The 23886-nt window shown below is 57.3% G+C and carries 24 protein-coding genes; 15 read left to right on the top strand and 9 right to left on the bottom strand.

Translation table 11 applies throughout. The annotated features are described in order from the left end of the window. Nucleotides 1–183: 183 nt before the first annotated feature. The gene (locus SHM7688_RS18335; RefSeq protein WP_058241393.1) at nt 184–1833 is read left to right on the top strand and encodes an electron transfer flavoprotein-ubiquinone oxidoreductase; all 1650 of its coding nucleotides are present in this window, start codon (nt 184–186) and stop codon (nt 1831–1833) included. Nucleotides 1834–2068: 235 nt separating this feature from the next. Further along, nucleotides 2069–3775 carry a tetratricopeptide repeat protein gene (locus SHM7688_RS18340; RefSeq protein ID WP_306341278.1) on the top strand — a complete coding sequence of 569 codons (1707 nt, stop codon included), beginning with the start codon at nt 2069–2071 and terminating at the stop codon, nt 3773–3775. Between the two features lie 153 nt (nt 3776–3928). Here SHM7688_RS18340 and SHM7688_RS18345 read toward each other — a convergent pair whose 3' ends face one another. Continuing rightward, the gene (locus SHM7688_RS18345; RefSeq protein ID WP_058241395.1) at nt 3929–4930 is read right to left on the bottom strand and encodes a polyprenyl synthetase family protein; all 1002 of its coding nucleotides are present in this window, start codon (nt 4928–4930) and stop codon (nt 3929–3931) included. 59 nt (nt 4931–4989) lie between these two features. Here SHM7688_RS18345 and SHM7688_RS18350 point away from each other — a divergent pair, with 59 nt between their 5' ends. The 3 genes from SHM7688_RS18350 (at nt 4990) to SHM7688_RS19485 (ending at nt 6325) form a co-directional block, all read left to right on the top strand. After that, nucleotides 4990–5211: a putative signal transducing protein gene (locus tag SHM7688_RS18350; protein ID WP_058241396.1), complete on the top strand. Its 222-nt coding sequence runs from the start codon at nt 4990–4992 to the stop codon at nt 5209–5211. Then, nucleotides 5208–5960: a tRNA1(Val) (adenine(37)-N6)-methyltransferase gene (locus tag SHM7688_RS18355; RefSeq protein WP_058241397.1), complete on the top strand. Its 753-nt coding sequence runs from the start codon at nt 5208–5210 to the stop codon at nt 5958–5960. Before SHM7688_RS18350 ends, SHM7688_RS18355 begins: the two co-directional genes overlap by 4 nt. A 200-nt stretch (nt 5961–6160) precedes the next feature. Then, on the top strand, nt 6161–6325 hold the full coding sequence (locus SHM7688_RS19485) for a YdcH family protein (protein ID WP_083499111.1): 165 nt from the start codon (nt 6161–6163) through the stop codon (nt 6323–6325). Between the two features lie 106 nt (nt 6326–6431). Here SHM7688_RS19485 and yddG read toward each other — a convergent pair whose 3' ends face one another. Then, nucleotides 6432–7298, bottom strand: coding sequence for an aromatic amino acid exporter YddG (gene yddG / locus SHM7688_RS18360; protein WP_058241398.1), 867 nt, complete (start codon nt 7296–7298; stop codon nt 6432–6434). After that, complete coding sequence (gene gcvA, locus SHM7688_RS18365) at nt 7295–8245, bottom strand: transcriptional regulator GcvA (RefSeq protein ID WP_058241399.1); 951 nt, start codon at nt 8243–8245, stop codon at nt 7295–7297. The genes yddG and gcvA overlap by 4 nt, the downstream gene beginning before the upstream one ends. A 116-nt stretch (nt 8246–8361) precedes the next feature. Between gcvA and SHM7688_RS19800 the strand changes: the two genes are divergently transcribed. Beyond that, entirely contained in the window at nt 8362–8520 is a 159-nt protein-coding gene (locus SHM7688_RS19800) for a hypothetical protein (protein WP_158500712.1), read from the top strand. Between the two features lie 75 nt (nt 8521–8595). Here the strand turns inward: SHM7688_RS19800 and phbB are convergent, their stop codons facing one another. From phbB to SHM7688_RS18390, 5 genes are all read right to left on the bottom strand, one after another. Beyond that, nucleotides 8596–9318 carry an acetoacetyl-CoA reductase gene (gene phbB, locus SHM7688_RS18370; RefSeq protein WP_058241400.1) on the bottom strand — a complete coding sequence of 241 codons (723 nt, stop codon included), beginning with the start codon at nt 9316–9318 and terminating at the stop codon, nt 8596–8598. Nucleotides 9319–9513: 195 nt separating this feature from the next. After that, the gene (locus SHM7688_RS18375; protein WP_058241401.1) at nt 9514–10692 is read right to left on the bottom strand and encodes an acetyl-CoA C-acetyltransferase; all 1179 of its coding nucleotides are present in this window, start codon (nt 10690–10692) and stop codon (nt 9514–9516) included. Nucleotides 10693–10939: 247 nt separating this feature from the next. After that, nucleotides 10940–11785: an EAL domain-containing protein gene (locus SHM7688_RS18380; protein WP_058241402.1), complete on the bottom strand. Its 846-nt coding sequence runs from the start codon at nt 11783–11785 to the stop codon at nt 10940–10942. A gap of 203 nt (nt 11786–11988) precedes the next feature. After that, complete coding sequence (locus SHM7688_RS18385) at nt 11989–12615, bottom strand: DUF4189 domain-containing protein (RefSeq protein ID WP_144432631.1); 627 nt, start codon at nt 12613–12615, stop codon at nt 11989–11991. A 33-nt stretch (nt 12616–12648) separates the two neighbouring features. Continuing rightward, nucleotides 12649–13260 carry a TlpA family protein disulfide reductase gene (locus SHM7688_RS18390; RefSeq protein ID WP_058241568.1) on the bottom strand — a complete coding sequence of 204 codons (612 nt, stop codon included), beginning with the start codon at nt 13258–13260 and terminating at the stop codon, nt 12649–12651. 22 nt (nt 13261–13282) lie between these two features. On the opposite strand from SHM7688_RS18390, the gene argH reads away from it, so the two are divergent. From argH to SHM7688_RS18415, 5 genes are all read left to right on the top strand, one after another. After that, nucleotides 13283–14674: an argininosuccinate lyase gene (gene argH, locus SHM7688_RS18395; RefSeq protein ID WP_058241404.1), complete on the top strand. Its 1392-nt coding sequence runs from the start codon at nt 13283–13285 to the stop codon at nt 14672–14674. A gap of 75 nt (nt 14675–14749) precedes the next feature. Beyond that, nucleotides 14750–14947, top strand: coding sequence for a hypothetical protein (locus SHM7688_RS18400; protein WP_058241405.1), 198 nt, complete (start codon nt 14750–14752; stop codon nt 14945–14947). Nucleotides 14948–15048: 101 nt separating this feature from the next. Beyond that, on the top strand, nt 15049–15366 hold the full coding sequence (locus tag SHM7688_RS18405; RefSeq protein ID WP_058241406.1) for a DUF2834 domain-containing protein: 318 nt from the start codon (nt 15049–15051) through the stop codon (nt 15364–15366). 187 nt (nt 15367–15553) lie between these two features. Next, nucleotides 15554–16825 (top strand): diaminopimelate decarboxylase, encoded by a 1272-nt coding sequence (lysA, locus tag SHM7688_RS18410; protein ID WP_058241569.1) that lies wholly within the window; start codon nt 15554–15556, stop codon nt 16823–16825. A gap of 43 nt (nt 16826–16868) precedes the next feature. Next, nucleotides 16869–19442: a TIGR02302 family protein gene (locus SHM7688_RS18415; RefSeq protein WP_058241407.1), complete on the top strand. Its 2574-nt coding sequence runs from the start codon at nt 16869–16871 to the stop codon at nt 19440–19442. A gap of 34 nt (nt 19443–19476) precedes the next feature. On the opposite strand, the gene SHM7688_RS20115 is transcribed toward SHM7688_RS18415, so the two are convergent. Continuing rightward, entirely contained in the window at nt 19477–20652 is a 1176-nt protein-coding gene (locus tag SHM7688_RS20115; protein ID WP_058241408.1) for a zinc-ribbon domain-containing protein, read from the bottom strand. 143 nt (nt 20653–20795) lie between these two features. On the opposite strand from SHM7688_RS20115, the gene SHM7688_RS18425 reads away from it, so the two are divergent. The 4 genes from SHM7688_RS18425 (at nt 20796) to SHM7688_RS18440 (ending at nt 23884) form a co-directional block, all read left to right on the top strand. Beyond that, nucleotides 20796–21473 (top strand): cell division ATP-binding protein FtsE, encoded by a 678-nt coding sequence (locus tag SHM7688_RS18425; RefSeq protein ID WP_058241409.1) that lies wholly within the window; start codon nt 20796–20798, stop codon nt 21471–21473. Next, nucleotides 21470–22372 carry a cell division protein FtsX gene (locus SHM7688_RS18430; RefSeq protein WP_058241410.1) on the top strand — a complete coding sequence of 301 codons (903 nt, stop codon included), beginning with the start codon at nt 21470–21472 and terminating at the stop codon, nt 22370–22372. Before SHM7688_RS18425 ends, SHM7688_RS18430 begins: the two co-directional genes overlap by 4 nt. Continuing rightward, nucleotides 22372–23115, top strand: a complete 744-nt coding sequence (locus SHM7688_RS18435) for a lysophospholipid acyltransferase family protein (RefSeq protein ID WP_058241411.1) — start codon at nt 22372–22374, stop codon at nt 23113–23115. The genes SHM7688_RS18430 and SHM7688_RS18435 overlap by 1 nt, the downstream gene beginning before the upstream one ends. A gap of 130 nt (nt 23116–23245) precedes the next feature. Continuing rightward, nucleotides 23246–23884, top strand: coding sequence for an N-acetylmuramoyl-L-alanine amidase (locus tag SHM7688_RS18440; RefSeq protein ID WP_058241412.1), 639 nt, complete (start codon nt 23246–23248; stop codon nt 23882–23884). Nucleotides 23885–23886 lie beyond the last annotated feature (2 nt).

Here is a 23886-nt window from a genome sequence, read left to right on the forward strand (position 1 = left end):
GCAGAGTGCCCTGAGCTCTCCTTCAAAAGCAAGAGGGACTTCTAATGCAAGGAGAAATATGCCGCTTTGCCGCAAAAACGCTCTAATGAGGCGAAATGTCGTTGGGTTCTGATTGACCTAATCATTATTGTCGCGCTAGCAGGAGCGAAAGAATATTACCCAGCGATCCGAAAGGGGAAGCCAATGTCGGAAATCGAACGCGAAGCCATGGAGTATGACGTTGTCATCGTTGGTGCAGGACCCGCGGGCCTGTCGGCCGCGATCCGTCTGAAACAATTGGATGCCGACCTTGATGTCGTGGTGCTTGAGAAAGGCTCCGAAGTGGGGGCGCATATCCTCTCTGGTGCCGTTTTGGATCCTTGCGGTTTGGATGCGCTGATTCCCGATTGGAAGGAAAAAGGTGCCCCGCTGAATACGCCGGTGAAAGAAGACAACTTCTATATGCTTGGCGCTGCAGGCGAAGTGCGCATTCCGAACTTCCCGATGCCTCCACTGATGAACAACCATGGCAACTATATCGTTTCTATGGGTAATGTGTGCCGCTGGATGGCCGAGCAAGCTGAAGAGCTGGGTGTCGAGATCTTCCCGGGCATGGCATGTTCAGAGCTGGTTTACGGTGACAACGGCGAAGTCAAAGGTGTTGTGGCTGGTGTCTTTGGTCTTGAGGCGGATGGATCTTATGGCCCGGGAACAGAGCCGGGTATGGAACTGCACGGGAAATACGTCTTCCTGTCAGAAGGTGTGCGTGGTTCGCTCGCCAAAGAGGTGATCGCAAAGTACAATCTTCAGGACGGCAAAGAGCCTCAGAAGTTTGGCGTAGGCATGAAAGAGATCTGGGAGATCGATCCTGCCAAGCACAATGAAGGTGAGGTGACACACACCATGGGCTGGCCTTTGGGCAGCAATGCGGGTGGCGGTTCCTTTGTCTATCATCTCGAAAACAATCAGGTCTATGTCGGTTTCGTAGTTCACTTGAACTACAAAAACCCACATCTGTTCCCATACATGGAATTCCAGCGCTTCAAGCACCACCCGAAAGTGGCCGCGCTTCTGGAAGGTGGTAAGCGCGTGGCATATGGCGCGCGTGCGATCTCTGAGGGCGGTTATCAGTCCATGCCTAAGATGGTGGCCCCCGGCGTGGCGCTGTTGGGCTGTTCTGTTGGCATGGTCAACGTGCCGCGGATCAAGGGCAACCACAATGCGATGCTGTCCGGTAAGGCCGCTGCGGAAGCTGCTTTTGATGCCATCAAGGCCGACCGATCCGGTGATGAACTGACTGACTACGAAGTCGAAGTGCGGACAGGTGCGATTGGTCAGGACCTTAAAAAGGTCCGCAATGTTAAGCCGCTTTGGTCCAAGTGGGGACTGGTTGCGTCCTTGATGCTGGGCGGCATGGATATGTGGACCAATACGTTTGGGTTTTCGCTTCTTGGCACGCTCAAGCACGGCAAGAACGACGCGGAATCCACAGAGGACGCCAGCAAGCATAAGCCGATCGACTATCCCAAGCCGGATGGAAAACTGTCCTTTGATCGTTTGACCAACGTCAGTTTCTCCATGACCAACCATGAGGAAAGCCAGCCGTGCCACTTACGGCTGGCGGATGACAGCCTGCCCGTTTCTGTGAATTTGCCAAAGTTTGCAGAGCCAGCGCAGCGGTATTGTCCGGCTGGGGTTTATGAGGTTGTGCAGGAAGAAGGCAGCGATCCACGTTTTATTGTGAACTTCCAGAACTGCGTGCACTGCAAGACGTGTGACATCAAAGATCCAAGCCAAAACATCACATGGGTCACACCGCAGGGTGGCGATGGGCCAAACTACCCCAATATGTAGGCACCAGCGCCGCATGGCGTAGTGACAGATCAGTATTGGAACACCGGGCCCATCCACGGCCCGGTGTTTTTGCTTTGTGAGCCCTCAGACTACGCGGTTTGTCGCGCAGAGCGGGCGTCATTTGGTTGGCCACGCGAAAACTTGATGGCAATTGCCGTCAAAGCGCTCCAGTGCCCATTGCGTGTCGTGTGGCGCACCACTAGTTTTAAACGACATCATTCTTATGGAGATACACGTGGCCTCAAAGCTCATCAGATCCGTTGCCCTATCCGCCGTCATGGCGGCGATGTCTCTCCCGGCCTATGCAGAAGGGCTTGCAGGGTCTTATCTGGCGGCACGGCACGCGGTGTATGGATCGGATTATGCCGAGGCAGCGCGCTATTTTAGCAAGGCTTTGTCAAGCGACCCCAGCAATCCGGCTCTGCAAGAGAATGCGGTTTTGGCCTATTTGTCTTTGGGGCAACTGGATCGGGCGCTGCCGATCGCGCGTAAGATGGTTGCAGATGGCCACAGGAGCCAGATCGCTGAGATGGCACTGACAACCGGACTGGTGGAAGATGGCAATTATGCGGAGTTGATTGATCGTATTGAAACCGCCGGCATTGGGCCACTTGTGGATGGTTTGATCAAAGCCTGGGCCGAAGTCGGCCGGGGTGCCATGTCTGAAGCGTTGCAAGCTTTTGACGAAGTTGCGAAGGAGCCAGGGCTCGGAGGCTTCGCGGCCTACCATAAGGCAGCAGCGCTGGCCTCTGTTGGGGATTTCGAGGGCGCTTATGCCATCTTTGAATCCGGTGACATGAATGGGCTTCAGCAAACCAGACGTGGTGTGATTAGCGGAGTGGAAGTGCTCTCGCAGCTTGATCGCAACACGGATGCCATTGCACGCATCGATGAAGCTTTTGGGGCCGATCTGGATCCAGCTTTGCGCGACATCCGTGATGCGCTCAGCGACGGCGAAATTCTCCCTTACACCCATGTGAGAAGCGCCAAAGATGGCATCGCTGAGGTCTACTTCTCTATTGCAAATGCGCTGCGCAATGAAGCGAACGCGGACTACACGCTGCTTTATGTGCGTATGGCAGAGTTTTTGCGCCCAGATCACACCGTGGCGCTTTTGTTGACGGCTGAGCTGCTGGAGACACTTGGACGCTATGAACTGGCGTCTCAGACCTATCAGCGGGTTCAGGAGACTGATCCCTCCTTCCACGCCGCGGAGATGGGGCGCGCCGAAGCCCTGCGTGAGGCGGGCAAAACCGAAGCCGCTCTTGAGGTGTTGGAATCCCTGAGCCGCAGCCATGGAGATGTGCCCTATGTCCATACCGCGCTTGGTGACTTGCGCCGGCAGGAACGCAATTTTGAAGGTGCAATAGACGCTTATGACACTGCCATTGGGCTTTATGATACGCTGGAACGGCGTCAATGGTTCTTGTTCTATGCGCGCGGAATTTGCCATGAGCGTATGGGGAATTGGGAGGAGGCCGAAGCGGATTTTCGCAAGGCGCTAGAGCTTAATCCTGAGCAACCACAAGTGCTGAACTACTTAGGCTATTCTCTGGTTGAGAAACAGATCAAGCTCGATGAGGCGCTCGATATGATCGAACGCGCTGTCGCAGCGCGGCCAGATAGCGGTTATATCGTCGACAGCCTTGGCTGGGTGCTTTTCCGCTTGGGGCGTTTTGATGAGGCTGTGGAGCATATGGAGCGTGCCAGCGAGCTGATGCCTGTTGACCCTGTTGTGACGGATCATCTTGGGGATGTCTATTGGGCGGTCGGGCGTAAGCTGGAGGCGCAGTTTCAGTGGCGTCGCGCTTTGAGCTTTGTGGATGCTGACACCGAGGAAGAGGCGAAGCCTGATCGTATTCGGCGCAAGCTTGAAGTGGGGCTGGATGTGGTTCTCGAGGAAGAGGGCGCGGAGCCTTTGACCGTTGCCAGTGACGAGTAACCACGCATGCTTCATCAGCTAAGTTTCGGCGGATAGTCATCAGTTGAAGAGCGTGCCGAGAGCATATTGGGAAATAAAGAAAGAGGCCGAGCTATACGCTGCGGCCTCTTTCTTGTAGAGCCATGCCCTCATGAGAGGGAGGGCGCGGGGGTTTTAACTCAAGCGCGCCACAACGTAATCAGCGATCTCCGCAAGCAGATCGCGAATTTCATGATCAGGCAGCTTGGCAATTGAGGATTTGGCCTTTTCTGACCAGACAAGGGCGTCATCACGCGTGGCGGCAAGCGTGCCGTATTTGTCCATAAAAGCAAGGGCTTGATCAAGGTCGCCGTCTTCCTGACGGCCTTTTTCAATGGTGCGCACCCAAAAAGCGCGCTCTTCGTCGGTGGCTTGTGCAATTGCCTTGATCACAGGCAGGGTCAACTTGCGCTCGCGGAAGTCATCACCGATGTTCTTACCGGTTTTGGCGGTGTCGCCCTGATAGTCCAGCAGATCATCCGCGATCTGAAAGGCAATGCCGAGAGCATCACCATAGTCAAACAAAGCCTGCACGATATCGGCACTGGCACCGGCGATCACGCCGCCCACTTCTGTAGCGGCTGAGAACAGCGCAGCGGTCTTGCCGCGTACAACCTGTAGGTACACGCTTTCGTCTGTGCGCAGATCGGTTGCGGCCGTCAACTGCAAGACCTCTCCCTCGGCAATGGTCGCGGAGGCGTTAGACAAGATGCGCAAGACATCAATGGAGCCGGCTTCTGTCATCAGCTGGAAGCTGCGAGAAAAGAGATAATCGCCGACCAGAACGGAACTTTTGTTGTCCCACAGCAAGTTGGCGGTCGGGCGCCCCCGGCGCTGGGCGCTTTCATCGACCACGTCATCATGCAGCAATGTGGCGGTGTGAATAAACTCCACCGTCGCCGCAAGATGCACATGATAGGGGCCGTCATATCCGCAGAGTTTGGCGGCTGCGAGCGTGAGCATGGGGCGCAGCCGCTTGCCGCCAGCGCCAACCAGATGTGCGGTCACCTCTGGAATGCGCGGGGCATGCTCAGACGCCATGCGGGTCTCAATCAATGTGTTCACAGCGTCCATATCGTCGCGCAGTAGTGCGGCGAGGGCTTCATGCGGTTTTGATGCTGCGTGATCCAGGCTCATGTGTGTATTCCTAGTGTGAGGGGTCGACAAGCGCCGTCCCCCGACCTTACATCCCCAATATGAAAGAGCTTTTGCGCAGCACAGATCCGACTGTCATCGCCTTTGCCACCGCCCTTCTTCAGGGGGAGGGTATAGACTGCTTTGAAATGGACGTAAATATGAGCGTACTTGAAGGCAGCATTGGCATTTTGCCGCGCCGTCTTATGGTGCGGAGCAGTGATTTGCTGCAGGCAGAACGGGTTATGCTGGATAATGAGATTACTTTGGGGCGGTCGTTTTGAGCGACAACTTGACACAAAACGATTTTTTGAACGGGCGTGTGCGGCTTTGGCAGCCTAAGGATGGCTATCGGGCAGGGGTTGATCCCGTGCTGTTGGCTGCGAGCATAGAGGCGCGTGCCGGAGAGCGGGTTCTGGAGCTTGGTTGCGGGGCTGGCGCGGCCTTTCTATGTCTTGCAGCACGGGTGCCGGGATTGGTCTTTCATGCCGTGGAAATACAGTCGGCATATGCCGAACTGGCGCGCCGGAATGTTGAGGAAAATGGCGCAGATGCGACGATCTGGGAGGCGGATCTGACGGCCTTGCCTGAAACACTGCGTCAGTTTCAGTTTCACCATGTCCTTGCAAACCCACCCTATTTTGACCGTACGGCCAGCACGCGTGCACAGGATGCCGGGCGGGATGTGGCCATGGGGGAGGCGACGCCGCTGGCAGATTGGGTCGCGGTTGCGGCCAAGCGGCTTGCGCCAAAAGGCACGGCAACCTTCATTCATCGTGCGGAGAGATTGCCGGAGCTCTTGTCCCTGATGGGCGCGCATCTGGGGTCTTTGGAAGTGCTGCCCTTGCAGGCGCGTCTCGGGCGTGCCGCGGGGCTTGTGCTGGTGCGTGGCAAGAAAGGTGGGCGTGCGGATTTTCAACTGCATGCGCCTGTCACGCTACATGACGGGGCGGCGCATTTGCGCGATGGTGAAAGTTATTCTGCAAAAATTCGCGCGGTTTTACGGGACGGCGCAGCGCTGCCATTTGGCTGAAAAGGCGCAACGTGCGCTTTGGTTACGAAAGCTGATTCGGTTCAAAAGGCAGTTCGGTGTCGCGTCTGTATTGCGGCGGTATCGCGTCGGTGTCGGCGGAAATCATCCAATGTCTTAAATTCGTTACATGTGACAGGTGACAGAGCTTAAAATCTGTGCTGCAGTGGTAGGGTTAAACATAGTTTGCATAGGAGAACACGATGAGCGTAACCGCACACCTCGCAGAGCTGAAACGCAAACACGAAGCCCTCTCTGAGCAAGTCGAACAAGAACAACGCGCCCCCGGCAGCAGCGATCTTGATGTCGCGGATCTCAAGAAACAGAAACTCCGCCTTAAAGAAGAAATCACGCGATTGTCTGCGTGACGTTATGGCGCTTCGGGCTTAAGTTGAGACACGAATACCCTGCCGTGCCTACGGCATTCTCGGGACATTCGTGTCGGGAGATGATTAAGGTAAAACCCGAAACGCTTTAGTTTGATTTTAAGCTGGCGCGCGCAGCAAGGATTGCGCCGCCAGTGATCAGCAAGGCCGCTGCAACCAACTGAAGCGTTGGTTGCGCAAACCCCGCCACAATCAACGCCACAGTCGATAGCAGGGGAGCCGCATAGGAGGCTGTGCCCAAGAGCTGTATGTCGCCGCGTTTGACCCCGATGTCCCAGACATAGAAGGCGAGCCCGACGGGGCCGAGGCCAAGGGCCAGAACGGAGGCCCATGTGGGCGTATCTTGTGGCCAGATGGTCTCTTCCAGTGCGAGATGCAGAAGTGTGGAGAGGGCTGCCGTGGCGAGGCAAAACACCACAACAGAAACCGTTGGGATGTCCCCCAGTCGGCGCGACATGACGGAATAGGTTGACCATGTGAAAGCGCAGGCCAGTGCGAGGCCGTATCCGGGGAGGTGGGCAGGGTTAAAGCCTACACCGCCACCACCGATGATCAGAGCGGCGCCCAGAAAGCCGAGGCAGGCCCCCATAAGATGGCCCGCGCGCAGGGTCTCTCCGGGCAGTAGGCCAGACATCAAGACAATCAGCAGCGGCCAGAGGTAGGCAATGAGCCCTGCCTCTGCTGCAGGCGCGAGGCGCAGCGCGGAGAAGTAGAGCGCATGATAGCCAAAGAGGCCGATGGTGCCGAAGAGGTATACTTTGGCCGGCACATGGCGGAGCGCACGCCACTCTCCGGTGACGAGGGCCCAGAGCACCCCCAGAGAGCCGCCCACCGTGAAACACAGGGCGTTGAGCATCAGAGGCGGCGTAGGAGCGCTGCCAACGGTGAACAGGGCGAGCAGGGCCCATAGAAGAACGGCCACAAAACCGATGGCGGTTGCTTTGGTGCGGGTCATGCGGCGGGAATCTCCTCAATCGGGGTCAGCGTCAATGCATCTGTCACTTCAGCGGTTTTTTCAATCTCTTCCATCATCCATTTGTGCAGTGCTGCGATGTGGGGGCGGTCCTGCGTGCCTTCGCGGCACAGAAAGCGAAAGCGCGCCTGCAGCCAAATGGCATGGCGATAGGGCGCAACCAACCGTCCTTCATGGATGTCTTTCACCACAAGAGCCCGGCGGCCCAGTGCGATACCGGCACCTGCCAAAGCGGCGTCGATGCTGTGGTCTGCGCCGGTGAATCTTGGTCCATGGCTTGTGTCGATGTTCAAATCCATCAGGCGGCACCAAGCGGCCCAATCGGCGCGGGGGCGGAGGAAATCGATGGATTCATCATGGATCAGGGTCGCGTCGCGCAGGCTTTCGGGGGTGGGAAAGCGCTCTGCCATATCAGGTGTCATGACCGGCGTGACCCATTCGCGGGCCATTGGAAAGGACCAGAGGCCGGGCTCTTCTTTGTCGGTGCCAAAGCGAATGGCGACATCCACTTCATCACGATTGAAATCCAAATTCCGTAAGGTGGCAGAAAAGCGCAGGTCGATATCCGGGTGCGCCCGCGCAAATTCATAAAACCGCGGTGCAAACCATTTTGCGGTAAACGCGGGGCCCGCAGTCACCATCAAAGTCGCGTCATCCATCTGGCGCTGGGCAGAGCGCCAGGCCGCAGAGAGGGCCTGAAACCCTTCCTGAATGCCCGGGGCCAGAGTTTCGCCCATTTCTGTGAGAGCAACGGCTCGGTTGAGGCGGTGAAACAGCGCTGCCCCCAGATGCTCTTCAAGAGATTTGATCTGATAACTCAGCGCAGCTGGCGTGACATGGAGTTCCTCAGCCGCTTTGGCGAAGGACATATGGCGTTGTGCAGCATCAAAGGCGCGTAAGGCGGTGAGGGGCGGTAGGCGATCTGGCATGTTCAGTTAAATACAGCTTAAGTGAAGCTCTGGAAAGTCTCGTTTGTCGATTGTCTTTATTGAGCGCATATTGGCTGCAGTTAAGTTTTTCATCATCAGACAGAAGAGAGGCTAAAATGATCGAGACTGCTGCCAACGCCCGCATTCAACAAGCCTACCGCGACGCTCATGACGCCCGTGGTGCTGCCTTTGTCGGTTTCTTCAAAGCTCTGTTTGGTGCCAAATCCGTTCCGCTGGACCCTATGGTTCTTACGGAACCGTCCCGCTGCGCCTGATCCTTCAGACACTTACGGGGCAAAAGAGAAGGGCCGGTCGTATGACCGGCCCTTTTGGTGTGTGGCGCAATGCGATCAGACGAAGAACTGACCGCCATTTGCGGAGATGGTGGAGCCGTTGATAAAGCCCGCATCATCGGATGCCAGGAAGGTCACGCAACGTGCGATTTCCTCTGGTTCGCCGAGACGACCAGTTGGGATTTGCGCTACAATCGAGTCGCGCACTTTCTCTGGGACGGCCATCACCATTTCTGTCGCAATGTAGCCGGGGCAGATGGCGTTGGCAGTGATGCCTGCACGCGCACCTTCCTGTGCCAGAGATTTCACGATGCCGAGGTCTCCCGCTTTGGTGGCGGCATAGTTGACCTGTGCGAACTGACCTTTTTGCCCGTTGATCGAAGAGATCACGATCACGCGGCCAAATTTGCGCTCACGCATGCCAGCCCATACCGGATGTACGGTGTTGAACACGCCGGTCAGGTTGGTGTCGACCACTTCGTGCCATTGCTCTGGCGTCATTTTGTGGAAAGGCGCATCACGGGTGATGCCAGCATTTGCGACAACGATGTCGATGGGGCCAAGATCCGCTTCGACCTGTGCCAGACCTGCCTTGGACGCCTCATAATCTGCGACGTTCCATTTGTAAGTTTTGATGCCGGTGGCTTCGGTGAAGGCCGCGGCCTTCTCGTCATTGCCTGCATAGGTTGCTGCAACTTCATAGCCTTCGGCCTTGAGTGCTTTTGAGATGGCTTCACCGATACCGCGGCTGCCGCCGGTGACGAGTGCTACTCTTGCCATGGGGTCCTCCAGTTAATTAGATGTCTTGGTAACTCTGTTACTTTTTTAAAAACAATTGCGCAAGAAAATTGCGCGATGAATTGCCGCGCTGCAGATACTTTTTTGCTGCTTCTGCAAAAATAGGGCCTGTTTTACGAAAAAAAGGGGCGCCAGACAGGCGCCCCTTTTGGTGTCATACCATATCAGGGCGCAGCCTTAGGGGCGCTCAAGGCACATAGCCACACCCATGCCGCCGCCGATGCAGAGAGTTGCGAGACCTTTCTTGGCGTCGCGACGCTTCATTTCGAACAGCAGCGTGTTCAGAATACGCGCACCGGAGGCACCAATCGGGTGGCCGATTGCGATGGCCCCACCGTTGACATTGACGATGGCCGGATCCCAGCCCATGTCCTTGTTCACGGCACAGGCCTGTGCAGCAAAAGCTTCGTTTGCTTCCACAAGATCAAGCTCTTCTGCGGACCAGCCTGCTTTGTCCAATGCCTTGCGAGAGGCGTAAATTGGACCAACACCCATGATGGATGGGTCCAGACCTGCGGTGGCGTAAGAGGCGATGCGCGCCAGCGGCTCGATGCCGCGTTTCTCAGCTTCATCAGCGGTCATCAAAAGCGCACCTGCCGCACCATCGTTGATGCCAGAGGCGTTTGCTGCGGTGACCGTGCCGCCATCGCGGACAAAGGCCGGACGCAGCTTCTGCATGGCTTCCATGGTTGCGCCGTGGCGAATGTATTCGTCGCTGTCCACAACGATGTCGCCCTTACGGGTCTTGACGGTGAAAGGGACAATCTCATCGACAAATTTGCCTGCCTTTTGAGCGGCTTCGGCCTTATTCTGAGAGCCGACCGCAAATTCATCCTGCGCGTCGCGGCTGATCTGCCACTGTTCGGCGACATTCTCTGCGGTTTGGCCCATGTGGTAGCCGTTGAAGGCATCCCACAGCCCGTCGCGGATCATGGAGTCGATGTATTTCACATCGCCCATTTTGGTGCCGGCACGCAAATGTGCGACATGGGGGGAAAGCGACATGTTTTCCTGACCACCAGCGGCCACGATGGCGGCATCTCCCAACTGAATGTGTTGCGCGGCAAGCGCAACAGCGCGGAGGCCGGAGCCACAGACCTGATTGATGCCCCAGGCGGCGCTTTCAATCGGCAGGCCCGCGTTGACATGTGCTTGACGCGCGGGGTTCTGGCCCTGACCACCGGTCAAGACCTGACCCAGAATGGTCTCTGAGACGTCGGCTTTTTCGATGCCTGCGCGCGCGACCAGTGCTTGGAGAACAGTGGCGCCGAGATCATGGGCGGGGGTGTTGGCGAACGCGCCGCTGAAGCTACCGACAGCGGTCCGGGCCGCGGAAGCAATCACTACGTTGGTCATATGCAAATCCTCTACCAAATGCTGGGCGAAGCATGGTTGCGGTCGCCCCCCTCAGGCAAGTCGCATTGCTCCGTCCCCAAGCGTCCATAGCGCATTTGCCGCATTGCGGCAACGGTCACGCTCAGGTGGCGGGGATATTGGCAGGGCAGCGCCGGCGTTCGACCAGCCGAACTGCCAAAGCGCCGCTGCACAGGGCCCCTCCCAAATTGGGAGGACTACTTTCATGATGCTGAGGTGGGATCCCCGATCAGGCGGCGGATTTTCCGTCTTTGCGGGCTTTCCAGGGAGGCGAAATTGTCGGCGCACCGAAGGCAAATCCCTGTAGGCAGTCAAATCCCAGATCGGCCATCACGGCCGCATCTGCCGGACTTTCAATGCGGCTTGCGACAGAGTGCATATCAAATCGTTCAGCAATCGCCGCCACGGCGCTTGCAAGAATTTGATTTGCGGCATCAGAGGCGATGTTGCGGCTGTAGCTGCCGTCCAGTTTGACGATGTCAAAATCGAAGTCTCGGAAAACAGAGAGTGTCGTAAGCCCACTGCCATAGTCGTCCAGCGCGAAGGACATGCCTTTGATTTGCAACTCTTCCATGAAACCCTGCACAATTTCGGGCACTTGGACTACGGACTTTTCCGAAATTTCAAAAATCAGCCGCTCCGGGATCGTCGCCGCACGGGTGAGGCCGCGCTGTAGACAATCCATCCACGGCGCATAGCCAATGGAGCGCGCTGACATATTGATCGACAGACGCAGGCTGGGCTGTTCAGCCAGAGCTTGAAGCCCCAACTCCAGCGCCAGCATGTCAAGCTGACGACCCAATTCGCTGTCCTCAACGGCGCCCATGAAATCCTTTGCCGGAATGATCCGGCCGGTTTCATCCAGCACGCGCACAAGGCCTTCGTAGAAAGCCGGACGCTTCGTGTTGGAGGCTTGCACAACCGGTTGGTAGGCCAACATAACCTGCTTATGTGCAATGGCTTCGCGCACCATGTCCAACGTGGATATGTCGCGTTTGTTGACGGCATAGGCAAGCGGGTTGCGATGCTCTCGCGGGGCTCCGGGTTTACGCTTTTTTTTCTTTGGGCGATCCATGGCAGACTCTCGATATCCCAAGCTGAGGTGCTCCATGATATGAACACATTGGTGAAACAACGCTTAAGGTGACGGCGAGCAGAAGCTTTGGCGATAGGGGTTTTAGGCCTGTTTTTAACTAACTTGGGTGAAAATGCGACGCAGGCGGTCCAAGTCTGAACACAGATCCTAAGCCATTGTTAAGCTCGACAGAAAGGTGATTTTCAGTCAGCCCAATGGATCAGACGACAGCCCTGGCGCGCGGGGCTGGAGACGGCGGGCTTCAGGTGGTCCGGGGTTTTGCGTAAAATGGTGCGTGCGGATTTGGCGCAGCGTTTGAGTGCGTGTTTCTCGGCAGCACTTTTTGAGGCCTCGGCCCAGGAATACCCCACAGCACCGTTGTCGGAGGCTGCAAACGCCCCAAAGCGTCCTTTGTTTTGCAGGCGGGAATATTCCTGAAATTCCTTGTTGGCATCCCGCGACAGCGTTTCGCCTTGCGCATTGGGATCGTAATCTTTGGGAAGAACGCGGGCATAGAGTACGCAATATTGCGGGTTTTTAGACTGTGCGTGGCAGGCTGCGCGGGCGTAGTAATCGGCTAGAAATTTGGTGTTTGCGTTCGAAAACGATCCGGTCAGGCGCTCAGAGCGATTCACATAGATGGTGCCAAAATATTCCGCTTTTCTGCGAAACTGCCGAAAGCCTGATTTTGCATCGCCCTTCAACTCAAAGTCTTTGACCTGTTGAAGGACGCTGCGGTTGCTATGAATAATCACATCCTGTGCCTTGCCCTGAGACACAGGGAGACAAAACACACACATAAGAGTCAGGGCCAAAAACAGGCGGGTCATCATAGTCTCTTTTTGCCGGATCGTTTCTCCGGCTTAGTCTTTTTGAGTTGCCGTCACGTTAATTACTTCGGCGACGATAGCACGGGCATTTTCACTGGACCAGTCGGCATCCCCATGTAAACGCGCAATTTCTTTGCCGTTGCGATCCAGCAGGACCGTCGCCGGAAGGCCGAGAACACGCATGTCACGAGCCAGAGTGCCCTTCGGGTCGCGGTGCAGAGGAAGGTTGGTGACCTCAATTTCTTCAAAAAACTTCACCATGGCGGGCACCATGTTGCGTCCGGTCGCTATGGTGACCACTTCGAAATCTTCTCCGCCAAGGATCTCCTGCAGCTCTGAGAGCATTGGCATTTCGTGGCGGCAGGGGGCGCACCAGGTTGCCCAGAAATTCAGCAAAACCACTTTGCCGTCATAGTCTTGAAGGGTTGCATTGCCTTCATCGCCGGTGATGAAGGAGATTTCGGAAATCTCCTTTGGTTCTGCATGAAAGATCAGCTTGCGCATGTCGCCCTCGCGCAGCTCTTTCACGGCTGAATAATCTGTGGCTTCAGCAAAAGCTGGAGCTGCCTGTGTGACAAAGGACATGGCGGCAATTGCGATTGCTGCCAAGCCTGTATAAACCGACGCGGACCTAATTCGTTTCATTTTCGCTCCAAAAGGGCTGCTCATGACCAAAGATACCTCGAACCAGATGTGGGGCGGCCGTTTCGCCGCTGGACCGGACGCCATCATGGAAGCGATCAACGCATCCATCGGGTTCGATCAGCGAATGGCAGCACAGGACATTGCTGGCTCTCGGGCCCACGCGGCGATGCTCGCCAAGACAGGCATCCTGACAGATACCGATGCGGAGGCCATTCGGGAAGGTCTGCTCACGGTCTTGTCAGAGATTGAAAGCGGTACGTTTGAATTCTCCACCGCGCTGGAAGATATTCACATGAATGTGGAGGCCCGCCTCAAGGATCTGATTGGTGAGCCTGCCGGGCGTTTGCACACCGGGCGCAGTCGTAATGATCAGGTGGCCACAGATTTCAAACTCTGGGTGCGTGATCAAATTGACGCCGCCATCAGTGGAATCGAGGCGCTGATCCGTGCCTTTGTGGCGCAGGCCGAAGTGGGCGCAGATTGGGTGATGCCGGGGTTCACGCATTTGCAGACTGCCCAGCCGGTCACATGGGGCCACCACATGATGGCCTATGTTGAAATGTTTGGGCGCGACCTTTCCCGTTTCAAGGATGCGCGGGTGCGTATGAATGAATCGCCCTTGGGGGCAGCCGCATTGGCGGGGACGTCCTTTCCGATTGACCGCGCCATGACCGCTGAAGCGCTGGGCTTTGATCGGCCGGCGGCCAATTCGCTGGATGCTGTGGCGGATCGGGACTTTGCCTTGGAGTTTCTCTCTGCGGCCAGCATTTGTGCGATGCATCTCAGCCGCTTTGCCGAGGAGCTGGTGATCTGGTCGTCTGCGCAATTCCGCTTTGTCACGCTGTCAGATCGGTTCTCCACCGGCAGCTCGATTATGCCGCAGAAGAAAAACCCGGATGCCGCAGAATTGATCCGTGCCAAGATTGGCCGGATTTTTGGAGCCAACACCGCGCTTTTGATGGTGATGAAGGGTCTGCCACTGACCTATTCCAAGGACATGCAGGAAGACAAAGAGCAGGTGTTTGATGCGGCTGACAACCTGATGCTGGCTTTGGCGGCGATGGAGGGCATGGTGAAGGACATGACCGCCAACCGCGACAGCCTTGAAGCGGCAGCGGGCAGCGGCTTTTCCACGGCGACCGATTTGGCCGACTGGCTGGTGCGGGCGCTCAACATGCCGTTCCGCGATGCGCATCACGTGACCGGATCGCTGGTGGCTCTGGCAGAGAGCAAAGGCTGTGACCTGCCGGATCTGACGCTTGAGGATATGCACTCCGTGCACGCCGCCATCACAGAAGATGTGTTTGGTGTGTTGGGGGTTCACAATTCAGTGTCGTCTCGCATGTCCTATGGTGGCACGGCGCCAACGCGGGTGCGTGAGCAGATCGCCGCTTGGCAGGCCAAACTGGGCTGAGCCTGACATGTGTTTGTTTTGCGCCCAGTCTTGCAATCGGGTAAGACTGGGCGTGCTGTTATTGGGAGATGTGCCGTGCTGCGAGTCGTTTTTGCCTGTCTGAGCCTTGGAAGTTTGGCTGCCTGTGGTGTGGATGGCGCGCCTTGGACGCCACGTGCCAATGCAAATATTGGCATTGGCTCTGATGGGGTGCACACCTCCGGCAGCGTTGGGGTGAGCAACGGCACTGTGAGCATCTCTGTTGGCGGTGGCTGTCGTTGGTACGGCTGCTGATGCTTTTGGGGCTTGAATAGGTCTCTACAATCCGGACAGTCTGATCTGAGCAAGTTGCGCCTCCGTATTCTGGAGGCGTTATCAATTGGATTGGGGAAATCATGTCACCATTGCGTTGGGTGTTTTTGGGATTGGCCATCTGGGGTGGGATACAGCCCATGCTGTATTTTGCGCCGTGGATTGTGGAAAATGGTTTTGATTTGCAGGCGATGGTGGCCTTGTGGAAGGCCAATGACATGGTCACGGGGATCTATTGGGATCTGGTGATCTCGGCTATTGTGCTGACGGTTTGGGTGATCAGCGAGGTCTGGGTGCGCCGCAACTGGCTTGCTCTGTTGGCGATCCCCGCGACCTGGATGATTGGGGTCAGCTGTGGATTGCCGCTCTATCTGTTTTTGCGCGCGAAACCTGTGAGGTAGGGCCCTGTCATCTCTGCGTGGCGCTTGTAGTGGGCTGTGCGCAGACCTTTTTGCCTCCGGCGGGGATATTTGGATCAAGAAGAAGGTGCTGGGATACAGCCGTAGCCGCCTCTGAGGATTGAATGGTGAGGCTGTGACGCGTATGAGGGATCAGACCCAGAAGCGCGGCAGGCAGGAGACAGCAGGCATGGATCATTTTCTTTATCGTGACGGTGTTTTGCATGCCGAAGATGTGCCGGTGACGGAAATCGCCGCCGCAGTAGGCACACCGTTTTATTGCTATTCCACGGCGACGCTTGAGCGGCACTTCCGCCTGTTTGATGATGCGCTGGAGGGCATGGACCACCTTGTCTGCTACGCAATGAAGGCGGCGTCCAACCAAGCCATTTTGAGAACGCTTGCCGCATTGGGAGCCGGTATGGATGTGGTCTCTGGTGGAGAATATGCGCGGGCCAAGGCCGCAGGCGTGCCTGGGGAAAGGATCGTTTTTTCGGGCGTCGGCAAGACCGAGGAGGAAATTGCCGCCGCGCTGAGTGGTGGCATTCGGCAGTTCAACGTTGAAAGCGAACCGGAAATGGCGGCCATCAGTGCGGTGGCCAGCAGACTTGGACGTGAGGCCCCCATCACCATTCGCGTGAACCCGGATGTAGATGCCAAGACCCATGCCAAAATTGCCACCGGAAAATCGGAAAATAAATTTGGCATTCCGATCAGCCGGGCGCGGGACGTCTATGCTTTGGCAGCCTCACTGCCAGGGCTAAAAGTTGTTGGCATTGATGTGCATATCGGCAGCCAGTTGACGCAGCTGGCCCCTTTTGAAGCTGCTTATCGCAAAGTTGCAGAGCTCACCGAGACCCTGCGCGCGGATGGGCATGACATCAAGCGTCTGGATCTGGGGGGCGGTTTGGGCATCCCTTATGAGCGCTCCAATACTGCGCCGCCGTTGCCAGTGGAATATGGCGCGATGGTCAAGCGGGAGCTGGGCCATCTGGGCTGTGAGATCGAAATTGAGCCGGGGCGTCTGATTGCAGGCAATGCGGGCATCATGGTCAGCAAAGTCATCTATGTGAAATCCGGCGAAGACCGCGAGTTTCTGATTGTGGATGGGGCGATGAATGATCTGATCCGTCCGGCCATGTATGAGGCGCATCATGATATTGTGCCGGTGGTGGAAGCCGCGCCGGGGCAGGTGCCTGCGACTTATGATATTGTTGGGCCGGTATGCGAATCCGGTGACACCTTTGCCAAGGGGCGGGATATTGCCAAGCTGGAGGCGGATGATCTGATCGCCTTTCGCAGTGCGGGAGCCTATGGTGCCGTGATGGCCAGCGAATACAACACCCGGCCTTTGATCCCTGAGGTTTTGGTGAACGGGGATCAATTTGCGGTTATCCGCCGACGCCCGAGCTATGAAGAGATGATAAATCGCGATAGCATTCCAGAATGGTTGGAGGGCTGACACCTCCGAAGATCCTTGAGCACAGAGTGCGGATTGGAGCAACGTGGCTGAACACAACGGGTCCGAAGCTGCCTTAAAGCGTCTCAGTTGGGTGATTTTCCTGACACGTATGGGCTTGTTTGCCGAAGCCGTGACACGGGCTTTCTGGCCGCTCTGGACTTTGGTTTTCTTTGTGCTGGCTGTTGTTTTGGCCGGGGCATTGGACAGGATGCCCCTTGAAGCTGTGTGGTTGGGTGGCGTTGTCGCCGTTGGTGTTGCGATCGCCTTTCTTGTGCGTGGTGTGCGACGGTTTGAATGGCCGAGCCAGGAGATGGCCGTGCGGCGTCTGGATGCGACTCTTCCTGGGCGTCCCATTCAAGCGCTTCAGGACAGCCCCGCGATTGGGCGCAATGACAGTGCGTCACAGGCACTTTGGCAGGCCCACCAAAGCCGGATGGCCGCTCGTACAGTGCAGGCGCGCCCGGTGTCTCCGGATTTGCGGATCTCCAGTTTAGACCCTTTTGGGCTGCGGTTCATTGCGCTGTTGTTTCTTATGACCGCTTTTGTTTTTGGATCGGTGTCCAACCTGACCGCGGTGAAAGATCTTGGTGCAGCGCGGGGCGCGGCCTTGGCAAGCGGGCCAACGTGGGAAGGTTGGATTGAACCGCCGGTCTATACAGGTAAGCCTGCGATGTATCTGAACGATCAGGCGGAGGGCATGCTGACTTTGCCGGAAGGCAGCCGTGTGCTTTTGCGGCTCTATGGGGAGGTGGGCGCTCTGACCGTGTCGGAAACGGTGTCAGGGCGTGCAGGCGTGATCGAAAGCGCAGCGGATGCGGAGCAGAGTTTTGAGGTGTCTCAATCTGGCGCACTGGAGATTGCCGGTCCGGGCGGCGCAAGCTGGCAGATTGATATGCTCCGTGATGGCGCGCCGAAGGTTTCCGCGCGTGCGGCCCCCGAAACATCAGATCGCGGCGAGATGACCCTGCGCTTTGAGGCGGTGGATGATTATGGCATCATCGGCGGCACCGCGCATGTGACTTTGGATTTGCCTGCGGTGGCGCGGATCTACGGGCTGACAGTGCCGCCTGAGCCGCGTGATCCCATAGAGGTCGCGCTGCCTTTGCCAATCTCCGGAGATCGGGCGCAGTTTGAAGACGTGTTGATCGAGGATTTCTCCAAACATGTCTGGGCACATTTGCCGGTCAGGGTGGCGCTTTTCGTTGAGGATGACAGCGGCCAGAGTGGCACCACCGGGGCGTTGCAGTTTGAGCTGCCTGCGCGGCGGTTTTTTGATCCTTTGGCGGCGGCGGTGATTGAGCTGCGCCGGGATTTGCTCTGGTCCAAGGAAAATGGTCGGCGCGTGGCGCAGATCATGCGGGCGCTTTCGCATCGGCCGGAAGAGGGCGTGTTTCGACGGGACACCGATTATCTCAGGTTCCGTGCGATTTTGAGGCGTTTGGAAATCAATCTGGAACATGGGCTGCGCGATGAAAAGCGCGATGAATTCGCTGAGGCGCTCTGGGCTTTGGCTGTGGATCTGGAAGACGGGGATCTGGGCAATGCCGCGGAACGTTTGCGCCAGGCGCAGGAACGCTTGTCAGAGGCGATGAAAAACGGCGCCAGTGATCAGGAGATTGCCCGTCTCATGCAGGAGTTGCGCGAGGCCACTGAAGATTACATGCGAGAGCTGGCGCGGCGCAATCAGCAGGACGGCGAGGACGGTGGTGACCGCCAAAGCGCGGAAAACAGCATGCAGCTTGATCAGAATGATTTGCAGCGGATGATGGACCGCATTCAGGAATTGATGGAGCAGGGCCGCATGGCCGAAGCGCAGCAGGCTCTCGAAGAATTGCAGCGCCTTATGGAGAATATGCAAGTCACGCAGGGACAGGGGCAGCAGAGCCCCGGTGAACAGGCCATGGAAGGTCTGGCGGATACGCTGCGTGAACAGCAGGGCCTGTCGGATGAGGCCTTCCGTGAGTTGCAGGAGCAGTTCAACCCGGGTGCGCAATCGGGCCAATCGCAGGAAAATCAGGGCTACAGCGGTGGAGAAGGCCGTGGGCAGGCGCATGATGGCACCGGCGGTGCAGGCCAGGAAGACGGCTCTGGTGAAGGCGCCTCTGGGCAAGCGGATGCCGGAGAGACCGGAGAGCCGGGGGCGCTTGAGGATCGCCAGAATGCGCTGCGGCAGGAGCTGAGCCGTCAGTTGGGCACCTTGCCGGGGCAGGGCTCACCTGAAGGCGATGCAGCACGGCAGGCGTTGCGCGGTGCGCAAGAGGCCATGGAAGGCGCGGAAGAGGCGCTGCGCGAAGATGATCTGGCCACGGCTATCGATCGTCAGGCCGAAGCGATGGATGCCCTGCGTGAAGGGATGCGCAGCCTTGGGGAGGCCATGGCGCAGCAACAACAGCAGGGACAACAGGGCACGGCAGAAGCTCAGGGACAGGGGCAGGACCCGCTTGGGCGCAGTCAGGGCAACCGGGGTGCTGCCGGAACCGATGAAGGCGCGTTGCAGGGCGAAGATGTGTACCGGCAGGCGCGCCGGTTGCTGGATGAAATCCGCCGCCGCGCCGGGGAAGCAGAGCGCTCTGAGGCGGAGCGCAGCTATCTGGAACGCCTGCTGGAGCGGTTTTGACCGCATATCAGCGCGCGGCTGGGGCTCTGCGTCGTCAACCGATCATCTGATTCAGCTTCAAAAACAGCTGCGCAATCTGATCATCAAGCCATATGCGCGTGGCATCGGCGGAGACCACGAAGCTCTCTATGTAAGGGGACATGGCAGGGTACTTCTGGCTCAGCATGTCATGGGAGCCATAAACAAAGACCGCACAGATCGCGAGCAGGACCACCAGACCAAACCCAAGCCTAAAGCCACGGGCACGGCGGGCGCGATTGTCCGGACCTTGTCCGAGATCGGGATTGCGTTGCGGCGTGGAGGTGCTGCGCAGGGTTGAATTGATGTCTTCGATATCTGGCAGAAGATCCCGGCGGGTGTCTTTTTTACGCGCGGCGGCTGGCTCTGCTGTGGGATCGGTATCGTCAGAGCGGCGCGGCTTGCGCAGGGTGCTTTGGACAGTGGGCTCGATGCGCGTTGACATAGGAGCCGGAGCTGCCGCTTCGTCCAGTCCGAGGTCGCCCTGTGTTTCCAGTGCCTGTGGTTCTTCGGCGGCGCGGGCCTGGCTTTCGTACTCTGCTTCTGCGCGCAGAATGTCCGCGACAGAGTCGTCTATGCCACGGCGTTGGCGCTGTGGTTCGTCTTCTGGCTCTGGCGCTGTCTCCTCCGCTTCGGTACCAGTATCGTCTTCGGAAGTTTCATCCTGTGCCGTGAGCGTGTCGGCGTCTTCGCTGGCGACCTGCGCAATGGTTTGTGCCAGCGCGGCTTCCAGGCTGTCATCATTTTCTGTCTCAGCCTCATCGCCAAAAGTGGCCAAGGCTGCAGCGGTGCCGGATATCGTATCTTCTGGCTCGAGCCAAGCATCGTCTGTTTCCAGATCCCAATCCGCTGCATCCAGATCAAGATCATCAGCGTCTGTGCTTTCGTCCTCCAGAACGTCAGCTGGCTCTGCCGCGTCGGAGATGGACAGCGCAGGCGGTTCTACTTCCTCAAAGGGTTCCTGTTCCGATGCCAATGTTGTGTCTTGCGAGACCATTGCCTCGTCAGGATCGTGTGGGGCACTGTCCGGCTCTTCGGAATGCGGGGCCTCAATGCTGGGATCCACATGGTCAGGATGGACCTGAAACCAAGTGTTGCCGCAGCTGGAACACTGCACATCCCGCCCGGAGGTCGGGATGATATCGTCCGGCACCTCATACTGCGCACCACAATTTGGGCAAGTCAGCCGCATCCTGATCCCCTGTTGATCCGTTCTTATACTTGTTTATGAACCATATTCTGTAACAAGCCATTGCGAAAGTGCAAAGCCTGCGCACAACGGATTGCAACCCAGCCGATGCTCGTGCACAACAATCGAGATATGAGAGGCCTGCTGTGATCGAACTGGACAATATTGCCTATAGCTATGGCGGTGGTGAGCTTTTGAGCGATGTGACGCTGAAGCTTGCGCCGGGATCGTTTCATTTTCTGACCGGCCCGTCCGGTTCTGGGAAAACGACCTTTATGAAGCTGTGTTACGGCGCGCTGACACCTACGGCAGGCCATGTGCATCTGTTTGGCAAGAACGTGCGTGAGATGAGCCGCGATGACCATGCCATGACACGCCGCCAAATCGGTGTGGTGCATCAGGATTGTCAGTTTCTGGATCATCTGCCACTGCGCGAAAATGTGGCGCTGCCACTCACAGTGTCGGGGCGGGATTCGCTGGAACAGCATTCCAATCTCAAGGAGCTTCTGACCTGGGTCGGGCTTGGACATCGCGCCGGCGCGTTGCCACCGGAGCTTTCAGGCGGGGAACGCCAGCGGGCGGCTTTGGCCCGTGCGGTGATAATGTCGCCTGAAATTGTCCTCGCAGATGAGCCAACCGGCAATGTGGACTGGGAAATGTCGCAGCGGTTGTTGCAGTTGCTGGTGGAGCTCAATCGGATGGGAAAAACGATCCTGATTGCCACCCATGATCTGAATTTGATCCGCTCTGCCAAACATCATGTACAGGCGCGCGTCTTGCGGATCTCGGGCCGCAAACTGCAACTGGCGGGGGCGGATCTATGAGCCGGGGGTTGCGTTTGTCCGCGCTTGTGATGGGCGATGCTCAGGCGGATCGTATTGTGCCGCCCACCGGTTTCACTGCGCGGCTGACGTTATTTGCCGCCGGGGCCATGGCGTTTCTGACCGTTTTTGCTTTGGCGCTGTCCCTTGCCAGCGGGCGGTTGGCGACGCGTTGGGGGGATGAACTGGCGCAAAGTTCAACCCTGCGCATCTCCGCCCCCGCCGAACAGAAAGAGGCGCAGACCGCTGCGGCGCTGGCGGTTCTGGACAGCACGCCGGGGATCGCCTCGGCGCGGGCGCTGAGCCCGGATGAGCAGGCGGCGTTGTTGGCCCCTTGGTTTGGGGCCGATCTGCCGATTGATACGCTGCCTATTCCGCAATTGATCGAGATTGTGGAAACGGAAGAAGGCTATGACGCGGCGGGGCTGCGGCTCCGGTTGCAGGCAGAAGTCCCGGCTGCGGTGCTGGATGACCACACGCGGTGGCGGCGCCCGCTGGAACGCGCGGCATCGCGCCTGCGGTTGCTGGGCTGGGTGTCTATCCTACTGATTGGTGGGGCGACCGCCGCGATGATCACGCTTGCTGCCAATGCCGCGCTTGCCGCCAATTCGCAGGTGATTTCGGTGCTGCGTCTGATCGGCGCGCAGGATGACTATATTGCCAGTGCGTTTGTGCGCCGCTTTACCTTGCGGGCGCTCACAGGGGCTTTGGCTGGCACAGTGCTCGGCGCGCTGGCCATTTTTCTTTTGCCGTCGGCGCAGGAAGAAGGCGGATTTCTTACCGGGCTGGGGTTTGAGGGAGCTGGCTGGGTAAGCTTGATCCTGATCCCAGGCCTTGCGGCTGTTGTGGCCTATTTTGCAACGCGGGCTGCGGCCCGAAAAACTTTGTCGGAGTTGACGTGATGCGCCTCGCTCTTCAATGGATTTTGTCCATCATCTATGTCGTTCAAAACGCCATCATGATGTTGGCGATGGGCATCGTTTTCTTCCCTTGGGCGTTGTTGTCTCCTAGAGGCGCAATGGCGGCCTGCAACAGCTATGCTACATGGGCGATCTGGACCGCGCGCTGGCTGGTGGGGATCCGCTGTGAAGTGCGTGGAGAGGTGCCAAGCGGGGCTGTGTTGATCCCGGCCAAGCACCAGTCGTTTCTCGATATTATGGTGATCTTCAAGGCACTGCCTCAGCCGCGCTTTATCATGAAATATGAGCTGCTCTTCACCCCGATTATTGGGGTCTATGCGTGGCGTTTGGGCTGTGTGCCGGTGCGGCGTGGCAAACGGGGCGCAGCGATCAAGGCAATGCTGGCAGATGTGGAGAGTGGTCGCGTGCCGCCCGGACAGCTTGCCATCTATCCACAGGGCACGCGGGTGCCAGTGGGCGATTATGTGCCCTATAAGGTTGGCCCCTACGTGCTCTATCGTGAAACAGGGCAGGCGGCGGTGCCGGTTGCCACGAACTGTGGCATGTTCTGGCCCAAGGGCACGATGTTGCGCACACCGGGGCATGCGGTGGTCGAGTTTCTGGAGCCAATTGCACCCGGTTTGGATCAGAAAAGCTTTATGGCGCAGTTGGAGGAGGTCATTGAAGACGGCTCCAATGCGCTGATGGCAGAAGCGGGGTTTGTACCGGAGACGGGTGACCGCTGAATCGAAATGCCGATGCGACGGGTGATTGCCACTACGGCGCCTCTATGTTTTTGCGCGTTTAAGGCGATGTAGTGGGACCTATAGGCCGCGTGCTGTTTTCATGGTATGATATCCTTTTTTGAGGTTTGTTATGCCTAGTGTTAAATATCTTTTTGTTCATACCGCCGCGGCGGATATCCGAAATGTCGATGCAGTCAAAATTGACGAATGGCACCGGGCCAAGGGATGGAATGGTATTGGATATCACTATGTTATCCTGGATGACAGCCATGATCTCAAACCGGACGGGCAAGTTGAGACAGGTCGGGCTGAACATAAAAATGGAGCGCATGTTTACGGCGTAAACGCGATATCGTTGGGAATTTGCTGTGCGGGACATGGCAACATAAGAGATTTCACACATGCTCAGAAGCAATCGCTCGTAAAGCTATTGGTGGGTTTGGCCGAAAAATACAGTGTTCCAACATCGAACATATTGGGGCATCGAGAAGTGAATATGTTAGTTGATCAGGGTGTTGTAGGATCCTACGCTAGGACGACTAAATCCTGCCCCGGAGATAAAGTGGATATGGATGCTATGCGTAGCGCCGTTGAAATGGCCAGAGGGGACTCAGGTACGGGGCCAGTTGTAGGTCAGGTTAGCCCGACCGATGCCGTTGAGGCTTTGAAGATGTTAGCAAAATCCGAAGCGCTTATGGGGGATGCCGTTGACGAATGGCGGCAATTTTTATTCAACGGAGAAATTCAATCTTTGATTGAGAGCGTCTGAAA

Origin of the sequence: Shimia marina (assembly GCF_001458175.1) — a bacterium.
GTDB lineage: Bacteria > Pseudomonadota > Alphaproteobacteria > Rhodobacterales > Rhodobacteraceae > Shimia > Shimia marina.